The sequence below is a fragment of the Myroides pelagicus genome, from assembly GCF_009711055.1.
Taxonomy (GTDB): domain Bacteria; phylum Bacteroidota; class Bacteroidia; order Flavobacteriales; family Flavobacteriaceae; genus Flavobacterium; species Flavobacterium pelagicum.
Window position 1 is genome coordinate 85,578 of the sequence record NZ_WMJY01000004.1, and the last position, 26,264, is coordinate 111,841.

General features: G+C 35.0%; 19 protein-coding genes. 11 read left to right on the forward strand and 8 right to left on the reverse strand.

Annotated features, from left to right (window positions below):
• Positions 1 to 73: 73 nt before the first annotated feature.
• The 3 genes from glmS to GJV77_RS03045 are packed head-to-tail and all read right to left on the reverse strand — an operon-like array spanning position 74 to position 4,439.
• Positions 74 to 1,918, reverse strand: coding sequence for a glutamine--fructose-6-phosphate transaminase (isomerizing) (gene glmS, locus GJV77_RS03035; protein ID WP_155034877.1), 1,845 nt, complete (start codon positions 1,916 to 1,918; stop codon positions 74 to 76).
• A gap of 23 nt (positions 1,919 to 1,941) precedes the next feature.
• Entirely contained in the window at positions 1,942 to 3,603 is a 1,662-nt protein-coding gene (locus GJV77_RS03040; RefSeq protein ID WP_155034878.1) for a DUF4270 domain-containing protein, read from the reverse strand.
• Between the two features lie 32 nt (positions 3,604 to 3,635).
• Complete coding sequence (locus GJV77_RS03045; protein WP_155034879.1) at positions 3,636 to 4,439, reverse strand: glycogen/starch synthase; 804 nt, start codon at positions 4,437 to 4,439, stop codon at positions 3,636 to 3,638.
• Positions 4,440 to 4,546: 107 nt separating this feature from the next.
• On the opposite strand from GJV77_RS03045, the gene panC reads away from it, so the two are divergent.
• The 7 genes from panC to GJV77_RS03080 all read left to right on the forward strand — a co-directional run bounded on the left by panC (position 4,547) and on the right by GJV77_RS03080 (position 13,173).
• Positions 4,547 to 5,395 (forward strand): pantoate--beta-alanine ligase, encoded by an 849-nt coding sequence (gene panC / locus GJV77_RS03050; RefSeq protein ID WP_155034880.1) that lies wholly within the window; start codon positions 4,547 to 4,549, stop codon positions 5,393 to 5,395.
• A gap of 11 nt (positions 5,396 to 5,406) precedes the next feature.
• Complete coding sequence (gene panD / locus GJV77_RS03055; RefSeq protein ID WP_155034881.1) at positions 5,407 to 5,757, forward strand: aspartate 1-decarboxylase; 351 nt, start codon at positions 5,407 to 5,409, stop codon at positions 5,755 to 5,757.
• An 8-nt stretch (positions 5,758 to 5,765) separates the two neighbouring features.
• Positions 5,766 to 6,728, forward strand: coding sequence for a lysylphosphatidylglycerol synthase transmembrane domain-containing protein (locus GJV77_RS03060; protein ID WP_155034882.1), 963 nt, complete (start codon positions 5,766 to 5,768; stop codon positions 6,726 to 6,728).
• A gap of 508 nt (positions 6,729 to 7,236) precedes the next feature.
• The gene (gene radA / locus GJV77_RS03065; protein WP_155034883.1) at positions 7,237 to 8,607 is read left to right on the forward strand and encodes a DNA repair protein RadA; all 1,371 of its coding nucleotides are present in this window, start codon (positions 7,237 to 7,239) and stop codon (positions 8,605 to 8,607) included.
• Between the two features lie 16 nt (positions 8,608 to 8,623).
• Positions 8,624 to 10,246 carry a DUF4139 domain-containing protein gene (locus GJV77_RS03070; protein ID WP_155034884.1) on the forward strand — a complete coding sequence of 541 codons (1,623 nt, stop codon included), beginning with the start codon at positions 8,624 to 8,626 and terminating at the stop codon, positions 10,244 to 10,246.
• Between the two features lie 137 nt (positions 10,247 to 10,383).
• A complete protein-coding gene (locus tag GJV77_RS03075; protein ID WP_155034885.1) occupies positions 10,384 to 12,126 on the forward strand; it encodes an alkaline phosphatase D family protein in 1,743 nt (580 codons plus the stop codon).
• 249 nt (positions 12,127 to 12,375) lie between these two features.
• Complete coding sequence (locus GJV77_RS03080; RefSeq protein WP_155034886.1) at positions 12,376 to 13,173, forward strand: M48 family metallopeptidase; 798 nt, start codon at positions 12,376 to 12,378, stop codon at positions 13,171 to 13,173.
• Between the two features lie 265 nt (positions 13,174 to 13,438).
• On the opposite strand, the gene GJV77_RS03085 is transcribed toward GJV77_RS03080, so the two are convergent.
• Both GJV77_RS03085 and GJV77_RS03090 read right to left on the reverse strand, forming a co-directional pair.
• Positions 13,439 to 14,896, reverse strand: coding sequence for an oligosaccharide flippase family protein (locus tag GJV77_RS03085; RefSeq protein WP_162521552.1), 1,458 nt, complete (start codon positions 14,894 to 14,896; stop codon positions 13,439 to 13,441).
• Positions 14,897 to 14,929: 33 nt separating this feature from the next.
• The gene (locus tag GJV77_RS03090) at positions 14,930 to 15,694 is read right to left on the reverse strand and encodes a PdaC/SigV domain-containing protein (protein ID WP_155034887.1); all 765 of its coding nucleotides are present in this window, start codon (positions 15,692 to 15,694) and stop codon (positions 14,930 to 14,932) included.
• A gap of 194 nt (positions 15,695 to 15,888) precedes the next feature.
• On the opposite strand from GJV77_RS03090, the gene recO reads away from it, so the two are divergent.
• The 4 genes from recO to GJV77_RS03110 all read left to right on the forward strand — a co-directional run bounded on the left by recO (position 15,889) and on the right by GJV77_RS03110 (position 21,179).
• Positions 15,889 to 16,605, forward strand: a complete 717-nt coding sequence (recO, locus tag GJV77_RS03095; RefSeq protein WP_155034888.1) for a DNA repair protein RecO — start codon at positions 15,889 to 15,891, stop codon at positions 16,603 to 16,605.
• A 94-nt stretch (positions 16,606 to 16,699) separates the two neighbouring features.
• On the forward strand, positions 16,700 to 20,101 hold the full coding sequence (ileS, locus tag GJV77_RS03100; protein WP_155034889.1) for an isoleucine--tRNA ligase: 3,402 nt from the start codon (positions 16,700 to 16,702) through the stop codon (positions 20,099 to 20,101).
• Between the two features lie 9 nt (positions 20,102 to 20,110).
• Positions 20,111 to 20,497, forward strand: a complete 387-nt coding sequence (locus GJV77_RS03105) for a TraR/DksA family transcriptional regulator (RefSeq protein ID WP_155034890.1) — start codon at positions 20,111 to 20,113, stop codon at positions 20,495 to 20,497.
• An 85-nt stretch (positions 20,498 to 20,582) separates the two neighbouring features.
• A complete protein-coding gene (locus tag GJV77_RS03110) occupies positions 20,583 to 21,179 on the forward strand; it encodes a lipoprotein signal peptidase (RefSeq protein ID WP_155034891.1) in 597 nt (198 codons plus the stop codon).
• Positions 21,180 to 21,224: 45 nt separating this feature from the next.
• Here the strand turns inward: GJV77_RS03110 and GJV77_RS03115 are convergent, their stop codons facing one another.
• From GJV77_RS03115 to GJV77_RS03125, 3 genes are all read right to left on the reverse strand, one after another.
• Positions 21,225 to 24,383: a S41 family peptidase gene (locus GJV77_RS03115; protein ID WP_155034892.1), complete on the reverse strand. Its 3,159-nt coding sequence runs from the start codon at positions 24,381 to 24,383 to the stop codon at positions 21,225 to 21,227.
• A gap of 106 nt (positions 24,384 to 24,489) precedes the next feature.
• Positions 24,490 to 25,053: a 5-formyltetrahydrofolate cyclo-ligase gene (locus GJV77_RS03120; RefSeq protein ID WP_155034893.1), complete on the reverse strand. Its 564-nt coding sequence runs from the start codon at positions 25,051 to 25,053 to the stop codon at positions 24,490 to 24,492.
• Positions 25,053 to 26,000 carry a succinylglutamate desuccinylase/aspartoacylase family protein gene (locus tag GJV77_RS03125; RefSeq protein ID WP_155034894.1) on the reverse strand — a complete coding sequence of 316 codons (948 nt, stop codon included), beginning with the start codon at positions 25,998 to 26,000 and terminating at the stop codon, positions 25,053 to 25,055. Before GJV77_RS03125 ends, GJV77_RS03120 begins: the two co-directional genes overlap by 1 nt.
• Positions 26,001 to 26,264: the final 264 nt, after the last annotated feature.

Sequence of the window (26,264 nt, forward strand, 5' to 3'; positions counted from 1 at the left end):
CTGAAAATGAAAATGATTGATTTTTTATTTTAAATAAAAAATGCGAACCTATATTTGGAACGCATTTTTCCAATTATTCTACGGTCACTGATTTAGCGAGATTACGTGGTTGATCTACGTTGCACTCTCTCAGAACTGCTATGTGGTACGATAACAATTGTAGTGGTATTGTTGTTACAATTGGCGTTAATGCTTCAGATATACCGGGTACTTCAATTACATGGTCAGCTAATTCTCTAACTTGTCTATCTCCTTTGGTAACAATTGCGATGATTTTACCGTTTCTTGCTTTAATTTCTTGAATATTACTTACCACTTTGTCGTAGTGTTCTTGTTCTGGTGCTACAACGATTACTGGCATATGTTCATCAATTAATGCAATTGGACCGTGCTTCATCTCGGCAGCTGGATACCCTTCTGCGTGTATATAAGAGATTTCTTTTAGCTTTAAAGCTCCTTCTAAGGCTACAGGATAATTATATCCTCTTCCCAAGTATAAGCAGTTTGTAGCGTCTTTATATATTTTAGATATCTCTAGTATTGATTCATTTTGTGTTAATGCTTCTTCTACGCGTTCTGGAATTAATTCAAGTTCGTGTAAATATTTTAAATACTCTGAGTTTGCTAATGTACCTTTTGCTTTTGCTAAACGTAAGGCTAATAGCGTCAAAACAGTGATTTGAGTTGTAAATGCTTTTGTAGATGCTACTCCAATTTCTGGGCCTGCATGTGTATATGCTCCTGCATGCGTTTCTCTTGAGATAGAAGAACCTACTACATTACATACTCCGAATACAAATGCTCCTTTTGATTTCGCTAGTTTAATAGCAGCTAAGGTATCTGCAGTTTCTCCTGATTGAGAGATAGCAATGATTACATCTGTACTATCTATGATAGGGTTTCTGTATCTAAATTCTGAAGCGTATTCTACTTCTACTGGTATTCTTGCAAATTCCTCGATGATGTATTCTGCTACTAGTGCCGCATGCCATGAAGTTCCACAAGCTGCAATAATAATGCGTTTAGCATTTAAGAATTTGTCAATGTTATCTTCTATACCTGCCATGCGAATTAATCCTTGATCAGCTAGTAATCGACCTCTGAAAGTATCTTTGATTACTTCTGGTTGCTCATGGATTTCTTTAAGCATAAAGTGATCATATCCATTTTTCTCAATCTGTTCAAGGTTTAATTGTAACTCTTGTGCATAGTGATCAATTAGGCTATCATCTTTAATTTTTCTTATACGCAATGGTTTGTGCAAGCGAATAATTGCCATCTCTTCGTCTTCTAAATAGATAGCATTGTTTGTATATTCAATGAAAGGTGAGGCATCCGAAGTAATGAAGTATTCATTCTCTCCAATCCCTATAGCTAAAGGACTACCTAAACGAGCTGCTATGATTTCGTTCGGCTTTTTGATGTCCATTACTGCGATTGCATATGCTCCGATAACTTGGTTTAAAGCAATTTGTACGGCTTTACCTAGCTTTACACCTTGTGTTTTTTGTACGTCTTCTATTAAGTTTACAAGGACTTCAGTATCTGTATCTGATTTGAACGTGTATCCTCTTTTGATAAGTTCTTGTTTTAGTGAATCGTAGTTTTCGATAATACCGTTGTGTATAATCACTAACTCACCAGAGTTTGAAAAGTGAGGGTGTGAATTTACATCGTTAGGTACTCCATGAGTAGCCCATCTTGTGTGGCCAATTCCTGTTGTTCCTACTTTGATTGTATCGTCACTTTTTTCAACTAGATCCGCTACTTTTCCCTTTGTTTTACAAAGATTAATCTTTTCTCCATCAAAAATGGCAAGTCCAGCACTATCATAACCTCTGTATTCTAACCTAGACAATCCTTTGATAATTACAGGATATGCGTCTCTATGTCCTATGTATCCTACGATTCCACACATACTAATTCCGGTATTTTATTATTTTATAGCTCTTTTTGTTTTGTATAGAAAATTTCTAATTTCATTTTCTTGATTCCTGCCTCTTCTGTTGTACCGTTAATAACAGTTCCAATAGGTGTTGTAAGTGGCAAAGAAGGTATTTGTGTAATATCCTTTGGAGTGTTTTCAATTATAAATGACTGTCCACCACCAACGAATAAGTTTTTGTAATTCATGTAGCTTAATGTACTTGTATAGCTATTAGATACAGCTATTGCAAGTTTAGGACTTGATATTGTTTTAGACTTTAACAATGCTTGAATATGCCCTTTTATTCTGAAAGTATAGCTGTTTTTTTCGCGTTTAGAATCTTCAGCTCCTTTTTCATAAGCTCCACCGTATATTGGCTTTTGTCCTTGACTATCTGTAATGAAATCTATAACATTGCTAGTAGCGTCAAAGTTATATAAGTATAAGCGATCTGGATTAATTTCATCTGTCATTGACGTTTCATCAGTATAGACTGTCAGAAATGCGTCGTTTAATAAAAAACCATTCTTTTCAGCTTGTTCGCGAAGCTGTTTTAATTCTGCATAGTCATTTTCTTTGAATAGTTCAATGATTGCTAAACCACCTTCGCCACCACCTTTGATAAATAACTTACTATCTCCAGTTTCTTTGTTTGGTTGTTGTGGATATAGATCCTCAACTTTGTGTTCGTTACTTTCTAGGTTTACCAAGATGTTTTGCGACAATGCGATGTTTGGTAAGCTTGGATTAGCATATGTTACGAAAGGAAGTTTTAGTTCTCCTCTAACTGTTTTCTTAGTTTCTGTACCGTCTTCATTTGTTGTTTTCTCCTCTTTTGAATATGCGATACGTAGGTATCCTTGACCTGGATTTATAAGAGTAATAGTCCCTTTTCCATTTGCAGAAGGTAATGCTTTTAAGTATAATCCTCTAAAGTTATTCTGAAATTGCTCGCTGTTAGAGAATTTAACAAGTGCATTCTGGAAGTGATCTTTGTTTAGATCTATCCATAAACCTGGAACAAGTTTTTCTTTTACAACTTTTTTACCGTCCTCGCCTGTTTGGTCATTACCGTCTTTATCTTTCTGGTAGATAACAATAGACTTGTTATCTATTTCCATTGTTCTTTTAGAATTTAATACCTCAGATAGACCATTAGGACTGTTTTCAAACAAACCTTGTTGATTGCTGTAGTATTTTCTAGGTCCTCCTGCAGGGTCATCGTTGGTCATTAAATAGGAATGTTGATACACTTCAAGGTCGAATGTACCCTCTCCATATCTACCTTTTAGTTTGTAGGTAGTTACGTCATTTTCAGTTTTGTCTACTTCGGTATTGTAATAGGGAAGGTAAACATAAGCAGAGTCAACTTTAATTGTTTCGTCAAAATCTTTGATAACTGTAGGTGTTACAAAGTTTAAGGCAATGCTCTTAGACTTGTTTCCGTATACCCCATCTTTATATGAACCAATGGATACTTCAGGTAATCTAGCCGCATCAGTAGGGCCGTATGGCTGATTATATGCTTTGATGTCTTGTACGATATGTGACTCTATTGTAAAGTCTCCACCGCCTATGATGTCTGAGCCTGTCTCAGTAAAGTCAGTGTCACATGCTTGTAGCGACACTATTCCTAATGCAAGGACTAGTCCTTTGAAAATATTCTTTTGATTCATGTATAACTAACAGAATTTTTGATTAGTTGATCTTAAAAGAACTTTGCGTAAAATGCTGAATAAGCATCGGCAAATTGATCTTTTGCGACGTAAGGTAAAAAAGGTTTTTCAGAAGACTCTATATATTTTGTTAAATCTCCGTCAACATTTTCTGAGGCTACAATTACTCCATCTGAGTGATTAATTGCATTCTTCATGATACTTTCGTAGGTTGGTTGACCAAATTCAGCAATAACATCTTCTGGTAATTCATCAAACGCAACTTTTGCTTTCATATTGTCACTTAAGTTCCCTTCGAAGCCTTTTTCGAAAATTGAAGTAACAATTTTTGTATCTCCAAAGATCGTTTCGTCTTTGTAATAGTGTTTTAAGTAAACAGGTAATAATGAGGCCATCCAACCTTGTACGTGGATAACATCAGGAACCCAGTTTAATTTTTTTACTGTTTCGATAACTCCTTTTGTAAAGAATATTGCACGTTCATCATTGTCTGGAAATAAGTTTCCATCATCATCCGTAAAGGTAGATTTGCGTTTGAAATATTCATCGTTGTCGATAAAATATACCTGTATGCGTTCTTTTGGGATAGAGGCAACTTTAATGATTAAAGGCATGTCCATATCATTTACAACCAGATTCATACCTGATAGTCTAATTACTTCGTGTAATTGGTGTCTTCGTTCGTTAATACTACCATATCTTGGCATAAAAATTCTTATTTGCCCACCTTGGTCATTGATCATTTTTGGAGCATCATAAGACATTAATGAAACTTCATTCTCTGCTAAATAAGGTACCACTTCAGATGATACGTATAATATCCTCTTATCTTTCATCTTGATTTTAATTTCTTTAGTGAAATAATAAACGTTGCAAATTTACGAAATTTTATGGAGTTATTTTCTAATTAACTAATTTTGCCATTATTTTAAACACGAAGCAGATGTTTCTTTTTAGTACAAAAGCCGATTTACAAGCGTATTTAAAACCAATGCGTGATGAAAATAAGGCGATAGGCTTAGTGCCTACGATGGGGGCTATACATAATGGTCACCTATCATTAATGGAACAATCATTGAATGAAAATGATTGTACGGTGGTTAGTATTTTTGTTAATCCTACACAGTTTAACAATGCTGAAGACTTAGCTAAATACCCACGTACATTGGAGAGGGACATGGAGTTTATTGCCTCTCTATCTGATAAGATCGTAATTTTTGCTCCTGCGGTGGAGGAAATTTACGGGGATAATGCAATTGCTCAAGCTTTTGATTTTAATGGCTTAGAAAATGAGATGGAGGGTGCTTCGCGTCCAGGGCATTTTGATGGAGTAGGAACTATTGTTAGTAAATTGTTTGATTTGGTGTTGCCAAATCGTGCATATTTTGGAGAGAAAGACTTTCAACAGTTGCAAATTATCCGAAAAATGGTTGAGATAATGAAAACACCTGTGCAAATCATTGGTGTTCCAATTTTTAGAAATAATCAGGGATTAGCAATGAGCTCGCGCAATGAGCGTATTTCTGCTAAAGGACTTGAGGAGGCTACTTTCTTGTATGAAATTTTATTACAAGCTAAAAAAATGTTTGTGACTGAAAGTAGCGAAAAAGTTCAGCAATTTGTTGAGAATGAATTTAAAAATAATCCTACCTTTGACCTCGAATACTTTACAATAGCAGATGAAGAATCTCTGAAACCTATTTTACAGAAAGTTGAAGGTCACAAGTATAGAGGTTTTTTAGTAGCACATATTGAAGGTGTTCGTTTAATTGACAATTTATCATTTAACTAAATAAACTCAAGATGCAAGTTGAAGTAGTAAAATCTAAAATTCACCGTGTAAAAGTAACTGGAGCAGATTTACATTATATCGGTAGTATTACGATTGACGAAGTTTTAATGGAAGCTTCTAACATCATAGAAGGGGAGAAAGTTTCGATTGTAAACATCAACAATGGTGAACGCTTTGAGACTTACGCTATTCCTGGTCCACGTAATAGTGGCGAAATCTGTTTGAACGGTCCTGCAGCACGCAAAGTACACAAAGGCGATATCATTATTATCATTACTTATGGTATTATGGATTTTGAAGAGGCTAAATCATTTAAGCCTGCTATCATCTTTCCAAATGAAGAGACTAATCAATTAGGTTAATCATCGCATTGAGACAATTGATACGCAAAATAGCCAATATATTACTCCCACTTTTGTTGGGAGTTTTTTTGGTTTATTATGCATTTAGTCAGTTTACTTCTGAACAATTAGATGAAATGATTAGTCATTTCAAAGAAGCGAATTATAGCTACATTATAGCTGCCTCATTTTTTTCTTTAGTCAGCCTATGGGCTCGTGCTCATCGTTGGAAATACGCCCTAAGCTATATGGGATATTCTAGTAGTACGACGACAAACTTTATGGCTATATCTATTGGTTATCTGCTGAATTTAACCGTTCCTCGGTCTGGGGAAGTTTCACGGGCTTTAGTCTTGCAGAAGTACGAAGATATTTCCTTTGACAAAGGGTTTGGAACAATTGTTTCAGAGCGAATTATCGATTTATTCTGTTTGTTATTCTGTGTTTTGTTAGCCTTAGTTCTTCAATTTGAGGTGTTGAATAAATTCTTATTAGGTTATATTCCTTTGGAGAAACTTTCTTTTCTTGGACTTGTTTTTTTATTTGGTATTGTAGTTGTGTTCGCTGTTTTTAGATACGTTCAATGGAAAGTCATAGTCTTGATTAGACAAAAATTAAGAGGGTTAGGAGAGGGACTAGTAAGCGTCTTAAAGATGCCAAATAAAGGATATTTTCTTTTAGATACTTTTCTTATTTGGTTTGGTTATGTCGCGACCTTTTATTTTGGTATGTACGCTATTGAGGAGACTAGCGGTCTTAGTTTTCCTGTTGTTATGTCAGCTTTTGTGGCAGGTAGTTTTGCTGTTTCATTTACCAATGGAGGTTTTGGAGCCTTCCCTTTAGTTATCTCACAATTACTCCTTTTGTATCATGTGCCTCTAGTAGCGGGAACAGCTTTCGGTTGGATTTTATGGACAACACAAACAGCTATTGTTGTATTGTTCGGTGCTTTGTCATTTTTGTTTTTACCGCTTTATTACAAGGGTAAATAACCTTTATCTTCTTTTTTCGGTTTTAGGATTTGTTTCTCATAGTTTTTGAGAAAAGTACCGAGTGTTTTTTTTATAAGTAATCTTTTTTTGTCCTAAAAATATTTCAAAACCATCGTATTTGCTGCCAAGTTTGTGCTATGGGTGCAATATACGTGCAGTTTGCTTGCCCAGAAGTAGGTTCTTGGCAAGGAAGGTGCACGCATTCTGGAAGTATAGGTAAAGAAAGCAAGGAAAAAAATTGCCTGTAAGAAGGTTGTCAGTTGCAGTAATTTGATTGTTTTTAAAAAGTAATATAGACCCAAGTATTAGATAGTCTAATTTAAATGGCGTTTACGAATATCTGTTTGATGTAAGGAGGACGGCAAACACTTATAGTTGTTCTTTGTAGTGTTATGATGGCAAATACAGCAGTGATTTCACATTTGCTATAAGATCTAGCAGTTAAGCGTATATTAGTTTTCTGATTACGTGTAATTTTGTACTTTTAAGATTAAATATAGATATAGTTATGGCGAAAGTAAAGACCGCTTTTTTCTGTCAGAGTTGTGGGACACAATACCCTAAATGGTTAGGTCAATGTTCGGCTTGTAAAGAATGGAATACATTGGTGGAAGAGGTAATACAGAAAGAAGAGAAAACCGGATGGAAAGCAGCGGTGAGTTCTACGACAGGGACTAAATCTGTAGCAAAGCCATTGAAAGTTCAGGAGATTGATAGTACCGAAGAAATTCGTCTAAATACGATGGATGGAGAATTAAATCGAGTGTTAGGAGGGGGGTTGGTGCCTGGGTCTATGATTTTATTAGGCGGAGAGCCTGGTATAGGAAAGAGTACACTGTTATTACAAATATCGCTTAAGCTACCTTTTAAAACACTTTATGTATCTGGAGAGGAAAGTCAAAAGCAGATAAAGATGCGTGCTGAGCGCATTAACCCATTAAACGATAATTGTTATATACTTACCGAAACTAACACTCAAAATATTTTTAGACAAATTGATGAGATACAACCTGATGTGTTAATTATTGATTCTATTCAGACATTACATACTGATTTTATTGAGTCTTCGGCTGGTACGGTGTCTCAAATAAAGGAGTGTACAGCAGAGTTAACTAAGTTTGCAAAGGAGACAGGGACACCTGTATTTGTAATTGGACATATCACTAAAGATGGAAGTATAGCTGGACCAAAGATGCTGGAACACATGGTAGATACGGTATTGCAGTTTGAAGGAGATAGGAATCACGTATATCGGATTTTGCGTGCCAATAAAAACCGTTTTGGTTCAACAGCGGAGCTTGGGATTTATGAGATGCAAGGTAGTGGACTACGCGAGGTGAGCAATCCGTCAGAAATATTGATATCGCACAAAGAAGAGGAGTTGTCGGGTACTGCAATTGCTGCTACATTGGAGGGAATGCGTCCTCTTATGGTAGAGGTACAAGCTTTGGTAAGTACTGCAGTCTACGGTACTCCACAACGAAGTGGTACGGGGTATAATCTAAAGCGATTGAATATGCTGTTGGCAGTGTTGGAAAAGCGTGCTGGGTTTCGCTTGGGACAAAAAGACGTATTTTTGAATATTACGGGAGGTATCACAGTAGATGATCCAGCAATCGATTTGGGAGTAGTTGCAGCAATTTTATCTTCTGATCAGGACACATCTATTAATAAAGATTTGACCTTTGCAGGAGAGGTGGGATTATCTGGTGAAATACGTCCAGTAAGTCGCGTGGATCAACGAATACAAGAAGCGGAGAAGTTAGGGTTCTCGACTATTTTTATATCTAAATATAATAAAATCGCTTATAGCGGAACAGGTATAAAAGTGGTTTTGGTCACAAAGATTGAAGATGTAGTAGAATATCTATTTGGATAATTAAAAGGAAAAAGAGATGAAAATAAAGTTTAGTATTATAGCAATGGCCTTATGCTCTGTTGTTAATTGGGCGCAAAAGCCTGTGTTTACACAAGCAAAAATAGAGAGTGCTAGAGTGTATTTTAACGGGGCAGAACTGATGCATAAAGCAAAGGTGAAGTTGCCAAAAGGTACGTCGGAAGTGATTGTTTCTAACGTCGCAGATTATTTAAATGCCGAAACAGTACAGGTAGGTTCTACTAGTGGTGTTACTGTAATGGCTATACAGTTCAATAACCGCTATGTAGAAGAGTATGATAGCGTGGTCGATTTACCGTTGTTGAAGCCTGTTCGCGATAGTATTACATTGTTGCAAACAGAGCTGAGAAAAGTACAAAATGCTTTAACAGCTGAGAGAAAGACAATTGATGTATTAGACTCAAATACCAATGTAGGAGTACAAAATGGTAGTAGTGTTCTTGAAGTAACCAAAATGGTAGATTACTACAAAACAAAGCGCTTGCAATTGACAAATGAAGTTGATCGATTGACTGATAAAGAAAGAAGTCTGACCGATAAACTTACAGCATTGAAGAATAAGTTGGAATTTAGTAAAGATAAAAGTGAGAAATCGAGCAAAGGAAAACTTATATTACAAGTGATGAACGATGTAGAGGGAGAAGTACCATTGCAAATTAAGTATTACACGAATCAAGCAGGTTGGAAACCTTTTTACGATTTACGTGTTGAGAAGATTAATTCGCCTATTAAGGTGGTGTATAAGGCAGAGGTAAAGCAACAAACTGGTGTGGACTGGAAAGGAGTAAACCTGAGCCTAACAAGTGGGGTTGCTAATCAATCGAATAGTTTGCCTAAGTGGAATACATGGTTTTTGAATTATGGAAATTCTTCATCATCAGCCTTCCAAGAGATTTCTTTAAATGGGTATATTTCAAAGAGGATGAAAGCAACAGCGTCTTACGATATGGCAACAGAAGAAAATGTTGTTTACGAAGAAAGTACAATGGAAAACTTTACACAGGTAAATGAATCGCAGTTGAATGTGTCGTTTGATATTAGTATTCCATATACGGTACTTACAAATGGAAAGCCACATAGTGTAACACTAAACGACTTTAATATGCCTGCAGAATATAAGTATTATACTGCGCCAAAGTTGGATAGTAATGCGTATTTAGTGGCAACGATTAGAGATTATGGCAACTATAATTTGTTGCCCGGTATTGCAAACGTAATATTTGATGGGGTGTATGTAGGTAAAACAGCACTTGATCCTGCTAACACAGAAGAAGAGATGAAACTAAATATGGGTAAAGACCCGAAAGTGGTGGTAACTCGTACAGTAGTAAAAGACAAATCGGGAACAAAGATATTGTCGTCTAAAAAAACGCAAAAATTTGTGTATGATATTGCAGTGAGAAATAACAAAGCAGAGTCGATAGATATTCAGATAGAAGATCAATTTCCTATCAGTTCTAATACAGATATAGAAGTAGAGTTGACCGATACAGCTTCTGGAAAAGTGGATGTAGACAAGGGAGGAATAAAATGGGAGCTGAAGCTTAAGGGGAATGAAAACAAAATATTGCGCTTTGGCTACCAAGTGAAATACGATAAGAATCAGTATTTAAGTTTATAATAGAAGAGTGGTACTACTTGTACCACTTTTTTTTGTGAATGATTTTGTATAGAAGATTAAATAATCATTTGGTAATCATGTGTTAATTGTGAAGTAACAATTAGGCAGTTACTTTGGAGTATAACAAAAAAAGCAAAATGAAAAATAATCAATTAGATAGGAGAAAATTCTTACGAAACTCTTTACTAGCAACAGGAGGAATGTTTATAGCACCTGTAATTGTTAGTTGTTCAAATGATGATCAAGTTGTAGAACCGAACCAAGAGGTCGGGGAATATACGATGAAAGGTTTTAGTTACGGAGTGGCTAGTTTTGATCCAACACCACAGAGTGTGATTATTTGGACACGTTATGACTTAGCTGGAGAAGTAGTAACGTGGGAAATTGCAAAAGATATTGAATTTAAAGAAATTGTTCGACAAGGTGTAGCAACTGCGTTTGGAGAGACAGATAACACGATATCTATTGAGGTAAACGATCTAGAGGCAAAAGGAAAGTATTTTTACCGTTTTTATCAGAAAGGACGTAAAGAGATTTCTGTAATCGGAGAGACAATTACTCTTGCTGCTCAAGGTGATTCATCGTCTGAGGTGAGGTTAGCTGTATTATCGTGTTCTAATTATCCAGCAGGTTTATTTAATGTATATGAGGCAGTAGCGAAATCAGATGTAGATGTAGTGATTCATTTGGGAGATTATATCTATGAATATGGTCAAGGAGAATATGGAACAAACGCTTCTACAACAGTTTTAAATCGACAACCTAAACCTAGTCATGAATTAGTGTCATTAGACGATTATAGAACACGATATAAACAGTATCGCAGTGATGAAGATTTAAAATTGGCACATCAAAAAAAGCCATTTATCTGTGTATGGGATGATCATGAGATCGCGAATGACACCTACAAAGATGGCGCAGAAAATCATCAGAGTGATAAAGAGGGAGCTTTTGAAATCAGAAAAGCATCAGCAATACAAGCATATAGTGAGTATATACCAATGAAGACAGGAAAGGGTAAGCCTATTTATCGTGCCTTTGAATTTGGTTCAGTACTTTCTATGTATATGTTGGATACACGTGTTCTAGCTAGAGATAAGCAGTTGGAGTATGCAGATTACTTTACAGCAGAAGGCATGGATGTTCCTAGGTTTACAGCTGATTTAAGTAATCCGAACAGAAAGCTTCTTGGTATGGAACAAATGAATTGGCTAGCTAGTCAAGTGAATTCAAGTACCGCTAAGTGGCAGGTACTAGGGCAACAAGTATTGATGTCTAAAATGACTTTGCCATTGTCATTGTTACTATACGTACAGCGAGTAATGCTTGAATTTTCGGCAACTGGTACAGTACGTCCAGAGACTACTCAAGGTTTGTTTGTAGAAGCACAGCGATTGATAATGATTAAAGAACGTCTAAAACAAAATGATCCAACTTTAACACAAGAAGAGATTATGTCGGTCAAGGCGGTCGCACCATATAATTTAGATGCATGGGATGGTTATCCAGTTGAGCGTGAAATGTTGTATAAACTGTTTAATAATAAACAAATAATTACATTGGCAGGTGATACCCATAATGCTTGGTATAACACGCTTACTGATCAAGATGCAAATGTGATTGGTCATGAGTTTGCTACTTCTTCTGTTAGTTCTCCAGGTATGGAAGAGTATCTAGGCATTCAAGATGTTAGTCAGTTAAAAATGGTAGAACAAGTTTTTGAGTCGTTAGTAGATGATTTACAGTATTGCGACTTATCAAATAGAGGATATTTATACATGAACTTTACGACGAGTAGTATTCATTCCGAATGGCGTTATGTTTCGACTATTTCATCTAAAGACTATTCAATTAGTGTAAAAAAACAAGTAACAATATAATGAGAAATAGTATACCATACTTGTTTCGACGCGTATGGTTTGTTGTTTTAGAGTTTGTCTTAATGTGCCTGCTTATTCAATAAGTATAAGGCACATTTTTTTATTGTGATTTGGATTAAAAAGTACCCATTAAAGGCTGTTAATCTTTAGGAATTAAAGTATTTGTTGTCTTTTTTATTGAACTGTTAATTATATGGTTGATTTTATTTTTTTTTGATATACATTTGATAAAGAAAAAAGTTAAAATTTATGAATAAACTTGTATTTACTGTTGCAGTTATGTTATTAGGAATGACATCTGTACATGCTCAATTTGGTAAGTTTCGAGGGAAAAAACTTGATGCTATTACAACAGCTGTAACTGCTTTTACGGTATCAGATGAAGAAATCGCTGCTTCCGCTACCGAAGCTGTAAAGTGGATGGATGAGAATAATCCGGTATGTGAGTTAAACTCCAAACAAAAAGATATGCGTGAGTACGCGGAACGTTTAGAGCGAATTTTCGGTCCTTACAAAAACTATGATGGATTAGATTTAAATTATAAAGTGTATTATGTGACAGATATCAATGCATTTGCTTGTGCAGACGGAAGTGTACGTGTGTTTTCATCTTTAATGGATATAATGACAGATGATGAGTTGTTGGCTATTATTGGTCACGAGATAGGACACGTTAAGTTAGAGCATACAAAGAATGCTTATAAACAAATTCTATTGACAGAGGCGGCATCGAAATACGTTGGATCTACAAAGGGAACTGTTGCGGATTTAATGAATTCTGATTTAGGAGGAATGTCTCAGAAGTTGTTTGGAGCTTCGTTTTCAAGAAAGCAAGAGACCGATTCAGATGATTATTCATACGCTTTCCTAGTTGCTAATGGAAAAAACCCACAAGCATTAGCTGATGGCTTTCAGAAATTTGCCGATATGGAGAAAGAATATGGGGCAGATAAGTCTCTTGGTGCAAAAATGTCTTCAAGTCACCCAGATAGTGAAAAACGCGTTAAGCGTGTAGAGGATAAAATTAAGAAAAGCGCGAAAAAATAATAGCTGCTATAAATAAAAAGAGCCATCTTGCTTAAGGTGGCTTTTTTTATTTATCCTTAGGTGGTTTATTTGTGATGACGAGATATTTAATATAACCTGATAAGATTATGAAAATGAACGCATCAATGAATATTAAGAAGAAATAAGTCTTGGCGTAAATTACATGCCAAAACGTTAGCAGTACAAGTCCTATTTGACAGAATGCTAAGATTCTCATTCTTGTAGTAAAATACTTTGTTGATGGTTTTGTCATAAAAAATGAGGGTTACTTTTTAAATGTTTTCAACAAAATATTCCTTTCAGTAATCACGAGTACTAAACCAAAGATGAGAATAGCCGAAATACCTATGTAGTAGTTTCCTCTAAAACAATAAAAGTAAATAAAAGACAGGGTGATTGCTAACCCCATATAACCTCCAATTGCTTTTTTGTCATACGGTATTGGGTAGTATTTTTGACCTAAAAGGTAAGATATTAGCATCATAGAGCCATAAGCAATCAAGGTGGCTATTGCCGATCCCATATATCCCCAAATAGGAATAAGAATATAGTTAAACACTAAAGTTAGGATAGCCCCCATAATTGATATATAAGCACCTACCATGGTTTTGTCCCTTAGTTTGTACCAAACAGATAGGTTAGTATATATTCCCATACACAAGTTAGCTAAGATGATTAAAGGTACTACTATCATAGCGTCCCAATACGATTCGTTGCGAATAAAGAGTACTTTTAAAATGTCTGAAAATACAATGACCCCTAGCATAATGGCACTTCCAAAAATAGCAAAGTATTTAGTGATTGTTGCGTATTTAGTTGGAGCATCTTCATTTTTAGCATAGTTGAAAAAGAAGGGTTCGATTCCTAAAGTGTAAGCTTGTCTAAATAATACCATAAATAAGCCTAGTTTATAACAAGCAGCATATTTTCCTACCTCAGACAAAGCAATATCTGCTGGTAGTAAACGCTCCAATAAGATTTTGTCAAAACTTTCATTGATAGCGAAAGCAAGTCCTCCAATCATAATAGGGAAGCTATATACTAACATTTCCTTCAGCAATACTTTGTTGATGCTTAGTTTAATACGAAGATAATCTCTGTAAAAAACAAGGAAAGTGAATAGACTAGCGATGAGGTTGGCAATGAAGATATATGAAACTTGGTAGTTTTCAATATAAATAGTTTGAGTAAAACTATTTGGATGATTGTTATTTATGAGAGGTAAAAAGTATAAGAAAAATACATTTAAACCTGTATATATACAGACATTCGCAATGCGAATAATGCTGTAACGCATTGGTTGTTGATCAGCGCGTAGTTTGGCAAAAGGAACAATTACTAGTGCATCGAGGACTAGAATAATGAGTACATACTGAAGAATGTCTCGTGGAATATCTAAGAGTGTAACCCAATATTCTAAAGTAAGCATGCCAATGATAGCAAAAATGATCGTAGTAGTAGTTAGGAATAGTAGGCTGTTATTAATAACCTCACTTTTATTATCCTTTTTATTGTAAAATCTAAAAAAGGTTGTTTCCATTCCAAATGAAAGAACAACGTTAAGAAACATCATGATGGAGAAAATGACACTGTACTGACCATAAGCGTCATTTTTCATTAAGTCTGTATGAAATGGAACTAGGAAGAATCCAATTACTTTAGGGAATACAGCTGCTAATCCATAGATTGCAGTTTGCTTAAATATCTTTTTGTATATGCTCACGATTTTCTATTTTTAGAATCAAAACCCCCTTTATTAATTGGATTGTCGAATTGGAAGATCTTTTTTTGAAATATCAATAACGATGAAAGAATCTATTTCACTTTTATTAAAAACAACTTCATCAACTTTGTCTGTAAAGGGGTAATTATTTGGATTTATAAAAGTCATAATGAAGGTGTCTTCTAAGATAAAGATGTCTTCGGGGTATTCTATTTTACCTTGATTATCTTTTAGGTCCTCATAATAGTCTAGTTTGTCTGCAAGAAGTTTTGACAGTGAGTCCCAATCACTGAAAATGTCGTCTTCGTCAATTTCTTTTCCTGATTTTAGGTCATAGATTAAGCTTTTTTTTCCTTTGAAGCCATGAGCTCCACCAGCAAAAGTGTAGTAGTCCAATTCTATGGCAAGGATATTAGCATTGTAAAAGGTAGTTGACGCTTTGATTTTTGCATTCCACGCCAAGTCATCATCTGGGAATTGTTGAGAAAAATCAGTATAAGCTTGAAGAAAAGACTTAATTAATTCATCATAAGAATTTGTTTCGTCTAGGTCGTTTTCAAAAGAGATAAGTTCTGTGATTTCTTTAAGTATGTGTTCGTTTATTACTTGAACGACAGGATTGTTTTCATCTACAATCACAGGGACATTAATTTTGACTTCTGTAGTGCCAACTTCATTTTGTATCGTTGCTTCATAATGTTTGTCTTTAAAGAAAAGTGCAGTTGGAGTCTCCTTTTTTTCTTCTTTACACCCTATTAGGATCATACCTATGAATAGTAAGTAGAGTATTTTTTTCATATCAATCAATTTTTACAAAGCTAAATAATATACTATAAAACCCTCCATTAATTCTAAAAATATCTATTTTAAATTTACACAAAGAGGTAAGTTGAATAGATTTGCTAAGAAAGTATATTTTCTTAATTTAGTACTGCTACTAATCTATACATGGAAAGTGTATTTTTGGTTAATAGTCGATAAGATTAAGAAAGATGTTGATAAAAACAAAGGCGATTGTATTAAGCGCATTAAAGTATCAAGAGAAAAGTTTGGTAGTACGGTGTTTGACTAGAGAGGTAGGAGTGCAGACATTCTTTGTAAGGAATGCTTTTGCTAAAGGGAAAAGTGCGCAGAAGAACGTTTATTTTCAACCTTTAACGAATTTGGATATTGAGTTTCTACATAAGAATAAAGGAGGGATGGAATATTTAAAAGAGGTTAGAGTAGGGTTTATATATCAAGATATCTATTACGATTTTGTCAAAAATAGTATTGCTATTTTCATAAGTGAAGTATTGCATAATATTGTTAGTGAACAAGAGAGAGATGAACAACTTTTTGACTTTATTGAAGTAGCTCTTTTGTGGTTAGATACACATCAAGAGACAGCAAATTTTCATTTAATTTTAATGAAAGAATTGACCAAGTACTTTGGCTTTTATCCTGATACAACGGAGGATAAGCAGTATTTTTTTAATTGGGTAGAGGGGGAGTTTAGCGCTACGTTTGACAATAGATGTTTTGATGCAGAAGAGACTTACCTTTTTAAAAAATTATTGGATTTAGGTTTTGAAGATAATCAACACGTGTTTACGGGGAGAGATCGAAAAGTATTATTAGATTTGTTGATAAGGTATTTTGAAGAACATTTAAGTTCTTTTAAAAAGCCGAAATCACTAGAAGTATTAAAAGAAGTATTTAGCAATTAGTAGTTTTAATGTTTATCCAACCAATTAATTAGGTTGTATTTAAAGTAAAATGCTTAAATTCGCGCAATTGATAAAAAATAGTATAATTATAACAATGAGCACTAAATTTACAGAATATAAAGGTCTTGATTTGACGGGGGTAGCATCAGAGATGCTTGATTTTTGGAAAGAACAGTCAATATTCGAGAAAAGTATTAGTTCAAGAGAGGACAACAAACCTTTTGTGTTTTTTGAAGGACCACCTTCAGCAAATGGGAAGCCAGGAATTCACCATGTGATGGCTCGTGCGATTAAAGATATTTTTTGTCGATATAAAACATTAAAAGGATACCAAGTTAAGCGTAAAGCTGGTTGGGATACTCACGGGTTACCTGTTGAGTTAGGGACTGAGAAGGAACTTGGAATTACGAAAGAAGATATTGGAACGAAGATAACTGTTGAAGAATATAACCAAGCATGTAAACGCACAGTAATGCGCTATACTGACTTGTGGAATGACTTGACAGAAAAGATGGGATATTGGGTTGATATGAATGACCCTTATGTGACATATAAGTCTAAGTATATGGAGTCAGTATGGTGGTTGTTAAAACAAATTTACGACAAAGACTTATTGTACAAAGGCTATACCATCCAACCGTATTCACCAAAGGCTGGTACTGGTTTATCTTCTCATGAGATTAATCAACCAGGATGTTATAAAGACGTTACAGATACTACGATAGTTGCACAGTTTAAAGCAGTTGAAGCTACTTTACCTGCTTTTTTACAAGGCTATGGTACAATTCACTTTTTAGCATGGACAACTACTCCATGGACACTTCCTTCAAATACAGCTTTAACAGTTGGACCTAAAATTGACTATGCATTAGTAAAATCATATAATCAATATACTGGAGAACCTATTACCGTTGTTTTAGGTAAACCGCTTATTGGAAAACAGTTTACAGGTAAGTTTGTGGCTGTTGAAACAGAAGATGAATTAAATGCTTACACAGAAGGAGATAAGAAGATACCTTTTTTCGTCGTAAAAGACTTTAAAGGAGCAGATTTAGTGGGTATTAAATACGAGCAATTGCTACCATATACGTTGCCTTATCAGAATCCAGAGAATGCATTTAGAGTGATTGCAGGTGATTTTGTAACTACAGAAGATGGTACTGGTATTGTACACACGGCACCAACGTTTGGAGCAGATGATGCCAAAGTAGCAAAAGAAGCTACACCTGAAGTACCAGCAATGCTTATTTTAGATGCAGATGGTAATGCGGTTCCTCTTGTTGATCTACAAGGTCGTTTCGTTAAAGAGATGGGAGAAATGGGAGGTAAGTATGTGAAGAATGAATACTATGATGAGGGACAGGCTCCTGAGCGCTCTGTAGATGTGGAAATTGCTATTCGTTTAAAAGAAGAGAATAAGGCATTTAAAGTAGAGAAATATGTTCACAGTTATCCACATTGTTGGAGAACGAATAAACCAGTCTTATATTACCCGCTAGACTCTTGGTTCATCAAAATAACAGAGGTTAAAGATCGTATGTTTGAATTGAACGAAGAGATTAACTGGAAGCCAAAAGCAACAGGAGAAGGACGTTTTGGTAATTGGTTAAAAAACGCAAACGATTGGAACTTATCACGTTCAAGATATTGGGGTATTCCATTGCCAATCTGGAGAACTGAAGATAAAACGGAAGAGATAATTATCGGTTCTGTAGAGCAATTAGTAAGTGAAATTGAGAAAGCAATGGCTGCGGGACTACAAGAAGGAAATCCTTTTGACGGTTTTGTAGTAGGAGATATGACAGAGGAGAACTATGACAAAGTTGACTTACACAAGAATGTAGTTGATAACGTAGTGTTAGTTTCGCCATCAGGTAAGCCAATGTATCGTGAGTCTGATTTGATTGATGTATGGTTTGATTCAGGATCAATGCCTTATGCACAATGGCATTACCCATTTGAAAATAAAGAATTAATCGATAATAACTTATCTTATCCAGCAGATTTTATTGCTGAGGGTGTAGATCAAACGCGTGGGTGGTTTTATACATTACATGCAATAGCTACTCTAGTATTTGACACAAAAGCATATAAAAATGTTGTGTCAAATGGATTAGTATTGGATAAGAATGGATTGAAGATGTCTAAGAGTTTAGGGAATACTGTAGATCCATTTGAGACATTAGCAGAGCACGGACCAGATGCTACACGCTGGTATATGATTTCTAATGCAAATCCATGGGATAATTTGAAGTTTGATTTAGATGGTATTACAGAGGTTAGAAGAAAGTTTTTCGGTACTTTATATAATACTTATAGTTTCTTCGCGTTGTATGCCAATATAGACGGATTTACGTATAAAGAAGCAGATGTACCTTTAAAAGACAGACCAGAGATTGATAGATGGATTCTTTCAGAGCTGAATACTTTGATTCAGAAAGTGGACGAATATTATGCAGAGTATGAGCCTACAAAGGCTGCTCGTGCGATTACTGAGTTTGTTACAGAGAATTTAAGTAACTGGTATGTGCGTTTATGTAGAAGACGTTTCTGGAAAGGAGAATACGGACAAGATAAATTGGCTGCTTATCAGACACTTTATACATGCTTAGAAGTGGTAGCAAAATTAGGAGCTCCTATTGCACCATTCTTTATGGATAAACTTTACCGAGACTTAACATTAACTTCTTCAAGAGAATCATTCGAATCTGTACATTTGGCTGAGTTTCCGAAGTTTAATGAGGCGCTGGTAGATGAGAGTCTGGAAAGTAGAATGCACAAAGCTCAGATAATTTCTTCATTAGTGCTATCATTGCGTAAAAAAGAAATGATTAAAGTACGTCAACCATTACAACGAGTGATGATTCCCGTGTTAGATCAAAGACAGAAAGAAGAGATTGAAGCTGTTGCTGATTTGATTAAAGCTGAAGTTAATGTAAAAGAAATTGAGTTGTTAGATGATGCTTCAGGTATCTTAGTAAAGCAAATCAAACCTAATTTTAAAGTTTTAGGACCGAGATTTGGTAAAGATATGGGGTTGATTTCTAAGGAAATACAGAAGTTTTCTGCTGAACAGATTAACGAAATCGAAAAGAATGGAGAAATTTCGGTTACTTTAACAGAAAAAAGTGTTATCTTAACAATAGAGGATGTAGAAATCACGTCACAAGATATCGAAGGTTGGTTAGTCGCAAATGAAAGTGGTTTGACAGTAGCTTTAGATATTCAAATTAGTGATGAATTAAGAAAAGAAGGAATAGCACGTGAATTAGTGAATAGAATTCAGAATATCAGAAAAGACTCAGGGTTTGAAGTTACTGATAAGATTGCTGTTACTTTAGAAGAACAAAAAGAAATAAAAGAGGCGGTTTTAGCAAATGAAGAATATATAAAATCTGAAACGTTAACTTCAAGTTTAAGTTTTCTACCTGTTTTGGCGGATGGAGTAGAATTAGAGTTTGACGGGTTAAAAACGCGAGTGTTGGTTATAAAATAAGTTTAAATTATGAAAGAAGCAGGTGAATTAGTACGCTACTCTGATGCAGATTTAGCGGAGTTCAGAGAGCTTATTCAGGCGAAAATCGTGAAAGCAAAAGCAGACTTAGATTTGATTAAAAGTGCTTATATGAACGATTTGAACAATGGTACAGATGATACGTCACCAACGTTTAAAGCCTTTGAAGAAGGAAGTGAAACAATGTCAAAAGAGGCAAACTCTCAATTAGCTATTCGTCAAGAGAAGTTTATTAGAGATTTGAAGAATGCTTTAATCCGTATTGAAAATAAGACATACGGTATTTGTAAAGTGACAGGAAAGCTAATCGATAAAGAACGATTGAAGTTAGTTCCTCATGCGACAATGAGTATTGAAGCAAAAAATATGCAACGTTAATGTTTATTAAATTTAAAACGCTCAAATATTGAGCGTTTTTTTTATATCTTAAATTAATTTACATTTGTCAAGTAAAATTTGAAAAATGTCATTAAAGAAAGCAGGTATACTTGTATTGGTCATATTGATTTTAGACCAGTGGTTAAAGATTTATATAAAGACTAATTTTTTATATGATGATTACGTCTTAGTGTTTGACTGGTTTAGAATTCATTTTATAGAGAATGAAGGCATGGCATGGGGAGTTGCATTACCTGGTATGTATGGTAAACTAGCACTCACTCTTTTTCGTATTGTAGCTGTTTGTGGGATATTCTGGTGGTTAAGGGACTCTGTTCGAAAAAAGCAATCGAATTATCTAATCATTTCGATCGCATTGATTTTAGCTGGAGCAATTGGCAATATTTTAGACTCTGTCTTTTATGGCGTAATTTTTAGTGAAAGTACTCCTTCTCAGATTGCAACATTGTTTTCTGACGAGCCTTATGGTACTTGGTTTCACGGTAAAGTAGTAGATATGTTTTATTTTCCTATATGGAGAGGAACTTTGCCTGAATGGTTGCCTATTTGGGGTGGAAAGTATTTTACTTTTTTCAATGCTATTTTCAATTTAGCAGATGTTGCTATCTCTGTTGGTGTTGGAATTTTGATTGTATTCAATAAGAAAATATTTAAAAACTAAAATAAACAAAAAGCGCTTCTATTACGGAAGCGCTTTTTTTGTTCATTATTTTAAAACTTTTAAAATTTCTTGTATTGCCCTTTCTAGTTGAGGGTCTTTATCGTTCAGACGATCAAGGAATGTATTCTTGACATATATGTCTGGAGCCACTCCTGTTTTTTCTAAGTTTTGATTATCTAGTGTATATGTACCCCAAGCAGGTAATCTATAATTTGAACCATCAACTAATGATTTTCCTGAAGTAAATATTATCCATCGGTAAGTCTCTTGACCTATAATAGTTCCCAGTTTTAGGGCTTTGAACCCTGCTGCTGTCATTTCAGCATCACTTAAAGACGCTTCGTTGATTAATAGTACAATTGGTTTTCCACTAGGAGTAAAGTTACTTTGAATCGCATATTTACCTTCTCTGTACTTCCACTTTAAATAAGGACGTTGAGAAAGGAAGTTTAGCACTTTATCGTGTACGTTACCGCCAGTATTGTATCTCAAGTCTAGTATTACTCCTTCTTTTTGATTTTCTTGAGCTACCATATCTAGTAGAAATGTGTCTAATTCACTTGTCGTCATGTTTTTCATGTAAGTATAGACTATTCTATTGTCGCTTAGTTGATCGACACGTTGTTTGTTATTGTAAATCCATTCATCATATAGCAAACCTTTGAAAGAATTATACGATATAGGATGTAACTTTACAGTATGCTCTTTGCCTGCTCTGTTAAAAGTTAAGGCAAGTTCTTCTTGTTTATTAGGGAAGGTAAAGTATTGGTCTCTATTCTTTGAAGCCTCCACTTTGATACCATTAACCTTTATTAATTCATCTCCAACTTGAATATTAGTTTTTCTTGCGAAGACAGGAGATTTACGTACAATACGATCTACTTGATAAGGATTGTTTGTGTTGAATACAAGTCCTGTCTCGTAAGTGATAGCTTTATAGTCGGTTTTTTCGTCATTACCTCTCGTAGAGAAGCCTAAATGAGACGAGCCTAACTCACCTAGCATATCGTTAAGAAGCACGCGTAAATCGCCTCTTTGTGTTACGTATGGCAATTGTTTTGCAAAGTCTTCTTTTGTTTTAAACCAATCGATTCCATGGAAGTTTTCATCATAGAAGTTTTCTTCTACTCCTGCCCAAGTCTCATAATACATCTGGTTAAATTCATCTGTTAAGTTTTTCGTAAACGAATATTTGAAAACTATTTTTTCAGCATTGCTTTTAGATAATGAAAATTTATAGATATCTCCTTTACTCAGTGCGTATAAGTTTTTTTCCTTTTTGACGATGTCCCATACTTGTAAGTCATTTACTTTTTCTGTTTTTTCTTCCTCAAACGGCTCGTATATTTTGCGGTATAATGCTGATTTGCCATTTTCTTGGTTTGATAAGTAATAAACATACTCTTTGTTATCATCTTTAAATACAATAGGGGCACGTTGGTTTCCAAAGCGATCACTGACTAACTCTATGCGATCAAGAATATCCACAGTATTTACATTAATTGTTTTTTGTGTAGATTTTTCTTTGTTCTCTTTATCAGTAGCTTTCTGTTTGTTTTTTTTGCGCTTTTTTAAATCAGTTTCTGCCGTTTTTTCTTCTTTGAATAGTTTAGTGTATTCGTCTGAACGGAATGGCTCACTATACCAATCCAATGCCAATCGGTAGATTTTTGGGTTTTGTGCGCCTAGTGGGTATGATGGATTGAATCGATCACTTGTAAAATAGATATGCTTTCCGTTTGGAGACCATATGGGGTTAGATTCAGCGACACCTGTATTTGTTAGATTAATCGTTTCCCTCTTCTCTATATGGTGAATAAAGATGTCATCTTCAAAGTTTCGCTTAGCAGTGAATAATACATATTGATCATCTGGAGAGAACGATGGCGCAGAGTTTTGAAAAGCCCATATTTCATCTTTTACTAATGTAGTCGATACAAATGTTTTTAAGTCAAGTAATCGTACTTCATCTCGTCCACTTATATAGACGGCCTTGTTGCCCTCTTCATTTAAGACTAAGTCGCGGTTATTTCTGTGGTCCTTTGTTATTTGTTGAGGTTTTTCTGTGCCATTGGTTTTTACTTTGTACCAGTTTTGATACCCTTGGTAAGTCTGGCTAAATAGAACCGTCTGGTTATCTTTAAGCCATTTTACTTCCATGACACGTTCTTTTCCATCTGTGATCTGCTGAATGAATTTTCCTTCAATATCTGACACGAAAAGAATACCGCGACTTACAAAAGCAATTTTTTTATCGTCAAAGGCTACGTCAAAGGCACTTATGTTTTTGTCAATGTCATAGGCTTGTTGTTTTTCGATAGCTGTGTTAGTATGGATATTGACCGCCAACTTTTCAGATGTGTTTGACGCTGTATTGTATAGGTATAATTCATAGTCTTTTTCAAAGATAACTTTACTACCATCAGCTGCTGCATATGGCGTCTTGATTGATGTATCAAATGATGTTAGTGCTGTTTTTACACCGTCTTTGATTGTGTATAAATTATAGTTGCCATTGTTTTCATCAGAGATGAAATAGATATTACCTTCTCGGTCAACAGTAGGATTGAAATCTTTACCGTTGTAGGTAGTATGTGACTTAAATGTGTTTGTTTTTGGATTGTATCCAAGGATATCAGGATTATTTTCCCCTTTGTATCGTTTACGCGCTGTTTGATTAGCACTTTCCATTGAACTAGTGAATAAATATTCGCCATTAGGTGTTGTCACTAAACCATTGGTGTAGTTAAAATAGTTTGTAAATAATGGCGTAGGGGTACCACCATCTCTGCTTATCTCAAATGAAGCAAAATTGTTATAGGCGTTTGTAGTAAAATATATTTTTTTGCTATCCCAGCTCCAACTTTCCATTTCTTCATTGGCTTGGTGATAGGTCAGTTGAATTATTTTGCCACCTGTTAATGGCATTACAAATACATCTTTGTTGCCGTATTGTGTTGATGTAAATGCTATCCATTGTCCATCAGGTGATACTCTTGGATTAGTAGCTTCTCCTTCCAGAGCTGTAAGTCGTAAGGCTTCACCGCCTTGTGTAGGTACTTGCCAAATATCTCCATTGTAGGTGAAGTAGGCTGTTTGTCCATCTGGACTTAAAGAAGGGGAAGATAAAAACTTCGCTTTATCTTGTCCCCATGCCGTAGTTATTAGCGTAAGTGCTAGTAATGTGATTGTGTTTTTGATCATTAGGGTTTAATTTTTTCTAAACTTAAGAAATAATTTTTTTATCCCTAGCATGAATATACTGAATGGTCAAAAACACAAGATGAATTGTTTTTTTGTAACGATTCTTTTAAAAAGTGTAAACTTTAGAAGGTGTTATACAATAGTCTAAAGGGAAGTCACCTTCGTATATATCCGTAATTTCTGTTTCGGGACAAAAGAAGCTTAATCCTACTTTTATAGTTTCAGGTTTACACTTTGCTAAAAAGCGATCGTAGAATCCCTTTCCATAACCTATGCGATTTCCTTTTCGGTCATAGGCAAGTAGTGGTACAAATACAACTTCAAGTTGACTTTCTTGGATTTGAATTCCATCTATAGGTTCTGGAATGCCGTAGTTATTGAGTTTTAAGCGTGTATTGTCTGTCAATAAATAGTGTGTCAGTTCCCCTGATTCAAAGTCTGACTTTGAAATGATAATGTTCTTGTCTTTACCTGCTAATACTTGTAACAAGTATTCTGTGTCTATTTCTTTTTTGTTCGCTATTGTTAGAAAAAGATGGTAGTTAGTCTTTTCCCAAATCGGAAGTTGTAATGCTTGGTTAGCGATGTCTAAGCTAAAGTTGTCTATAGCTTCCTCGGAAAGTTGATCTCTTAGTGTTTTGTATTTTTTACGTAAGCTAGCTTTGTCCATTATTTTAATGTTTTTGAAATATGAAAAACAGCATCTCCTTGGAAGGTTATAGGTGCGTCATTTACATTGATGATGTATCCACTACACGGTGCCTTGATCGCTACGTTTTCTGCGCCATAAGGGTCTGATATTTCTGCTAAAGTACTGCCTTTTTCTACAAATGTGCCTATCTCTACTTGATCGTGTAGCAATCCTGAACGTTTTGATCGTACCCATTGTGAATTAATGATGGTAATCATCTCTTTTTCTTCCTCTTTTACATTGAATTCGTTTCTTAGCATATCGAATGAACGGAGGAAACGCTTCGTTCCTTCTACCCCCATCGTTGATACTTCTTTGTTAATGTCCATTGACTTCCCTCCTTCAAAAAGTAACATTTTCACACCTAGTTTTGCACAAGCATTTCTGAATGAACCTGAGATTTGAGCAGAATACAATAAAAAAGGTGGGTGAAATATCTTTGCTAGGTTTTCTAATTCGTCAATACCTGGAGCGATTCGAAGTTGGGGTGCGTTGAATCTGCTTTGTCCTCCAGCGTGAAAGTCTATAGCATAATCCACATAAGGGATTATGTGTTTTAGTAAATGATGAGCAAATCGACCGGCTAATGAGCCTGACTTGCTTCCTGGAAAGACGCGATTCATGTCTCGTCCGTCTGGAAATTCACGGCTTTGATTGATAAATCCAAATATGTTTATAACTGGAATACAGATGATTGTTCCTCTTTTCGGTATATTGATGCGCTGGTGTACGATTTGTCTGACGATATCTACCCCGTTGATTTCATCTCCGTGAAGTCCTGCGGATAATAGTACCGTAGGGCCTTCTTGCTTAGCTCTTGATACGATTACAGGGATCTTTAACTTAGTTGCGGTATGCAGTCTTGCGATTTCTAAGTTGAGTGTTTTTGTTTCACCAGGGTGTATTGTTTCATCTAATATTTTCATGACAGCAGCATTTTTTAAAAAGTGAAGATATTAAATCTTTTTGAACGATTGTTCATTGTTTATCGCAAAAGACGTACCTTTTTTCATGACTATTAGCTTTGTTTTTAAATCTGTTAGTTATTGAAAGTGTGACGTGTGTCATCTGTGTTGTTTTGAACTTGTTGTATTTATTTTGTGGGTTGTTGTTTTTACAAGTAATAGTTTCATTTTTAATGGGTCAGGAAACTTGAATAGTGAATTAGATAGTTTATTTTTGTTTGAATA

Excerpts from the sequence above, each read along its gene's own strand:
- glmS (WP_155034877.1), bottom strand. The coding sequence starts at position 1,918 with ATGTGTGGAATCGTAGGATACATAGGACATAGAGACGCATATCCTGTA.
- GJV77_RS03040 (WP_155034878.1), bottom strand. The coding sequence starts at position 3,603 with ATGAATCAAAAGAATATTTTCAAAGGACTAGTCCTTGCATTAGGAATA.
- GJV77_RS03045 (WP_155034879.1), bottom strand. The coding sequence starts at position 4,439 with ATGAAAGATAAGAGGATATTATACGTATCATCTGAAGTGGTACCTTAT.
- panC (WP_155034880.1), top strand. The coding sequence starts at position 4,547 with ATGTTTCTTTTTAGTACAAAAGCCGATTTACAAGCGTATTTAAAACCA.
- panD (WP_155034881.1), top strand. The coding sequence starts at position 5,407 with ATGCAAGTTGAAGTAGTAAAATCTAAAATTCACCGTGTAAAAGTAACT.
- radA (WP_155034883.1), top strand. The coding sequence starts at position 7,237 with ATGGCGAAAGTAAAGACCGCTTTTTTCTGTCAGAGTTGTGGGACACAA.
- GJV77_RS03070 (WP_155034884.1), top strand. The coding sequence starts at position 8,624 with ATGAAAATAAAGTTTAGTATTATAGCAATGGCCTTATGCTCTGTTGTT.
- GJV77_RS03075 (WP_155034885.1), top strand. The coding sequence starts at position 10,384 with ATGAAAAATAATCAATTAGATAGGAGAAAATTCTTACGAAACTCTTTA.
- GJV77_RS03080 (WP_155034886.1), top strand. The coding sequence starts at position 12,376 with ATGAATAAACTTGTATTTACTGTTGCAGTTATGTTATTAGGAATGACA.
- GJV77_RS03090 (WP_155034887.1), bottom strand. The coding sequence starts at position 15,694 with ATGAAAAAAATACTCTACTTACTATTCATAGGTATGATCCTAATAGGG.
- recO (WP_155034888.1), top strand. The coding sequence starts at position 15,889 with ATGTTGATAAAAACAAAGGCGATTGTATTAAGCGCATTAAAGTATCAA.
- ileS (WP_155034889.1), top strand. The coding sequence starts at position 16,700 with ATGAGCACTAAATTTACAGAATATAAAGGTCTTGATTTGACGGGGGTA.
- GJV77_RS03105 (WP_155034890.1), top strand. The coding sequence starts at position 20,111 with ATGAAAGAAGCAGGTGAATTAGTACGCTACTCTGATGCAGATTTAGCG.
- GJV77_RS03110 (WP_155034891.1), top strand. The coding sequence starts at position 20,583 with ATGTCATTAAAGAAAGCAGGTATACTTGTATTGGTCATATTGATTTTA.
- GJV77_RS03115 (WP_155034892.1), bottom strand. The coding sequence starts at position 24,383 with ATGATCAAAAACACAATCACATTACTAGCACTTACGCTAATAACTACG.
- GJV77_RS03120 (WP_155034893.1), bottom strand. The coding sequence starts at position 25,053 with ATGGACAAAGCTAGCTTACGTAAAAAATACAAAACACTAAGAGATCAA.
- GJV77_RS03125 (WP_155034894.1), bottom strand. The coding sequence starts at position 26,000 with ATGAAAATATTAGATGAAACAATACACCCTGGTGAAACAAAAACACTC.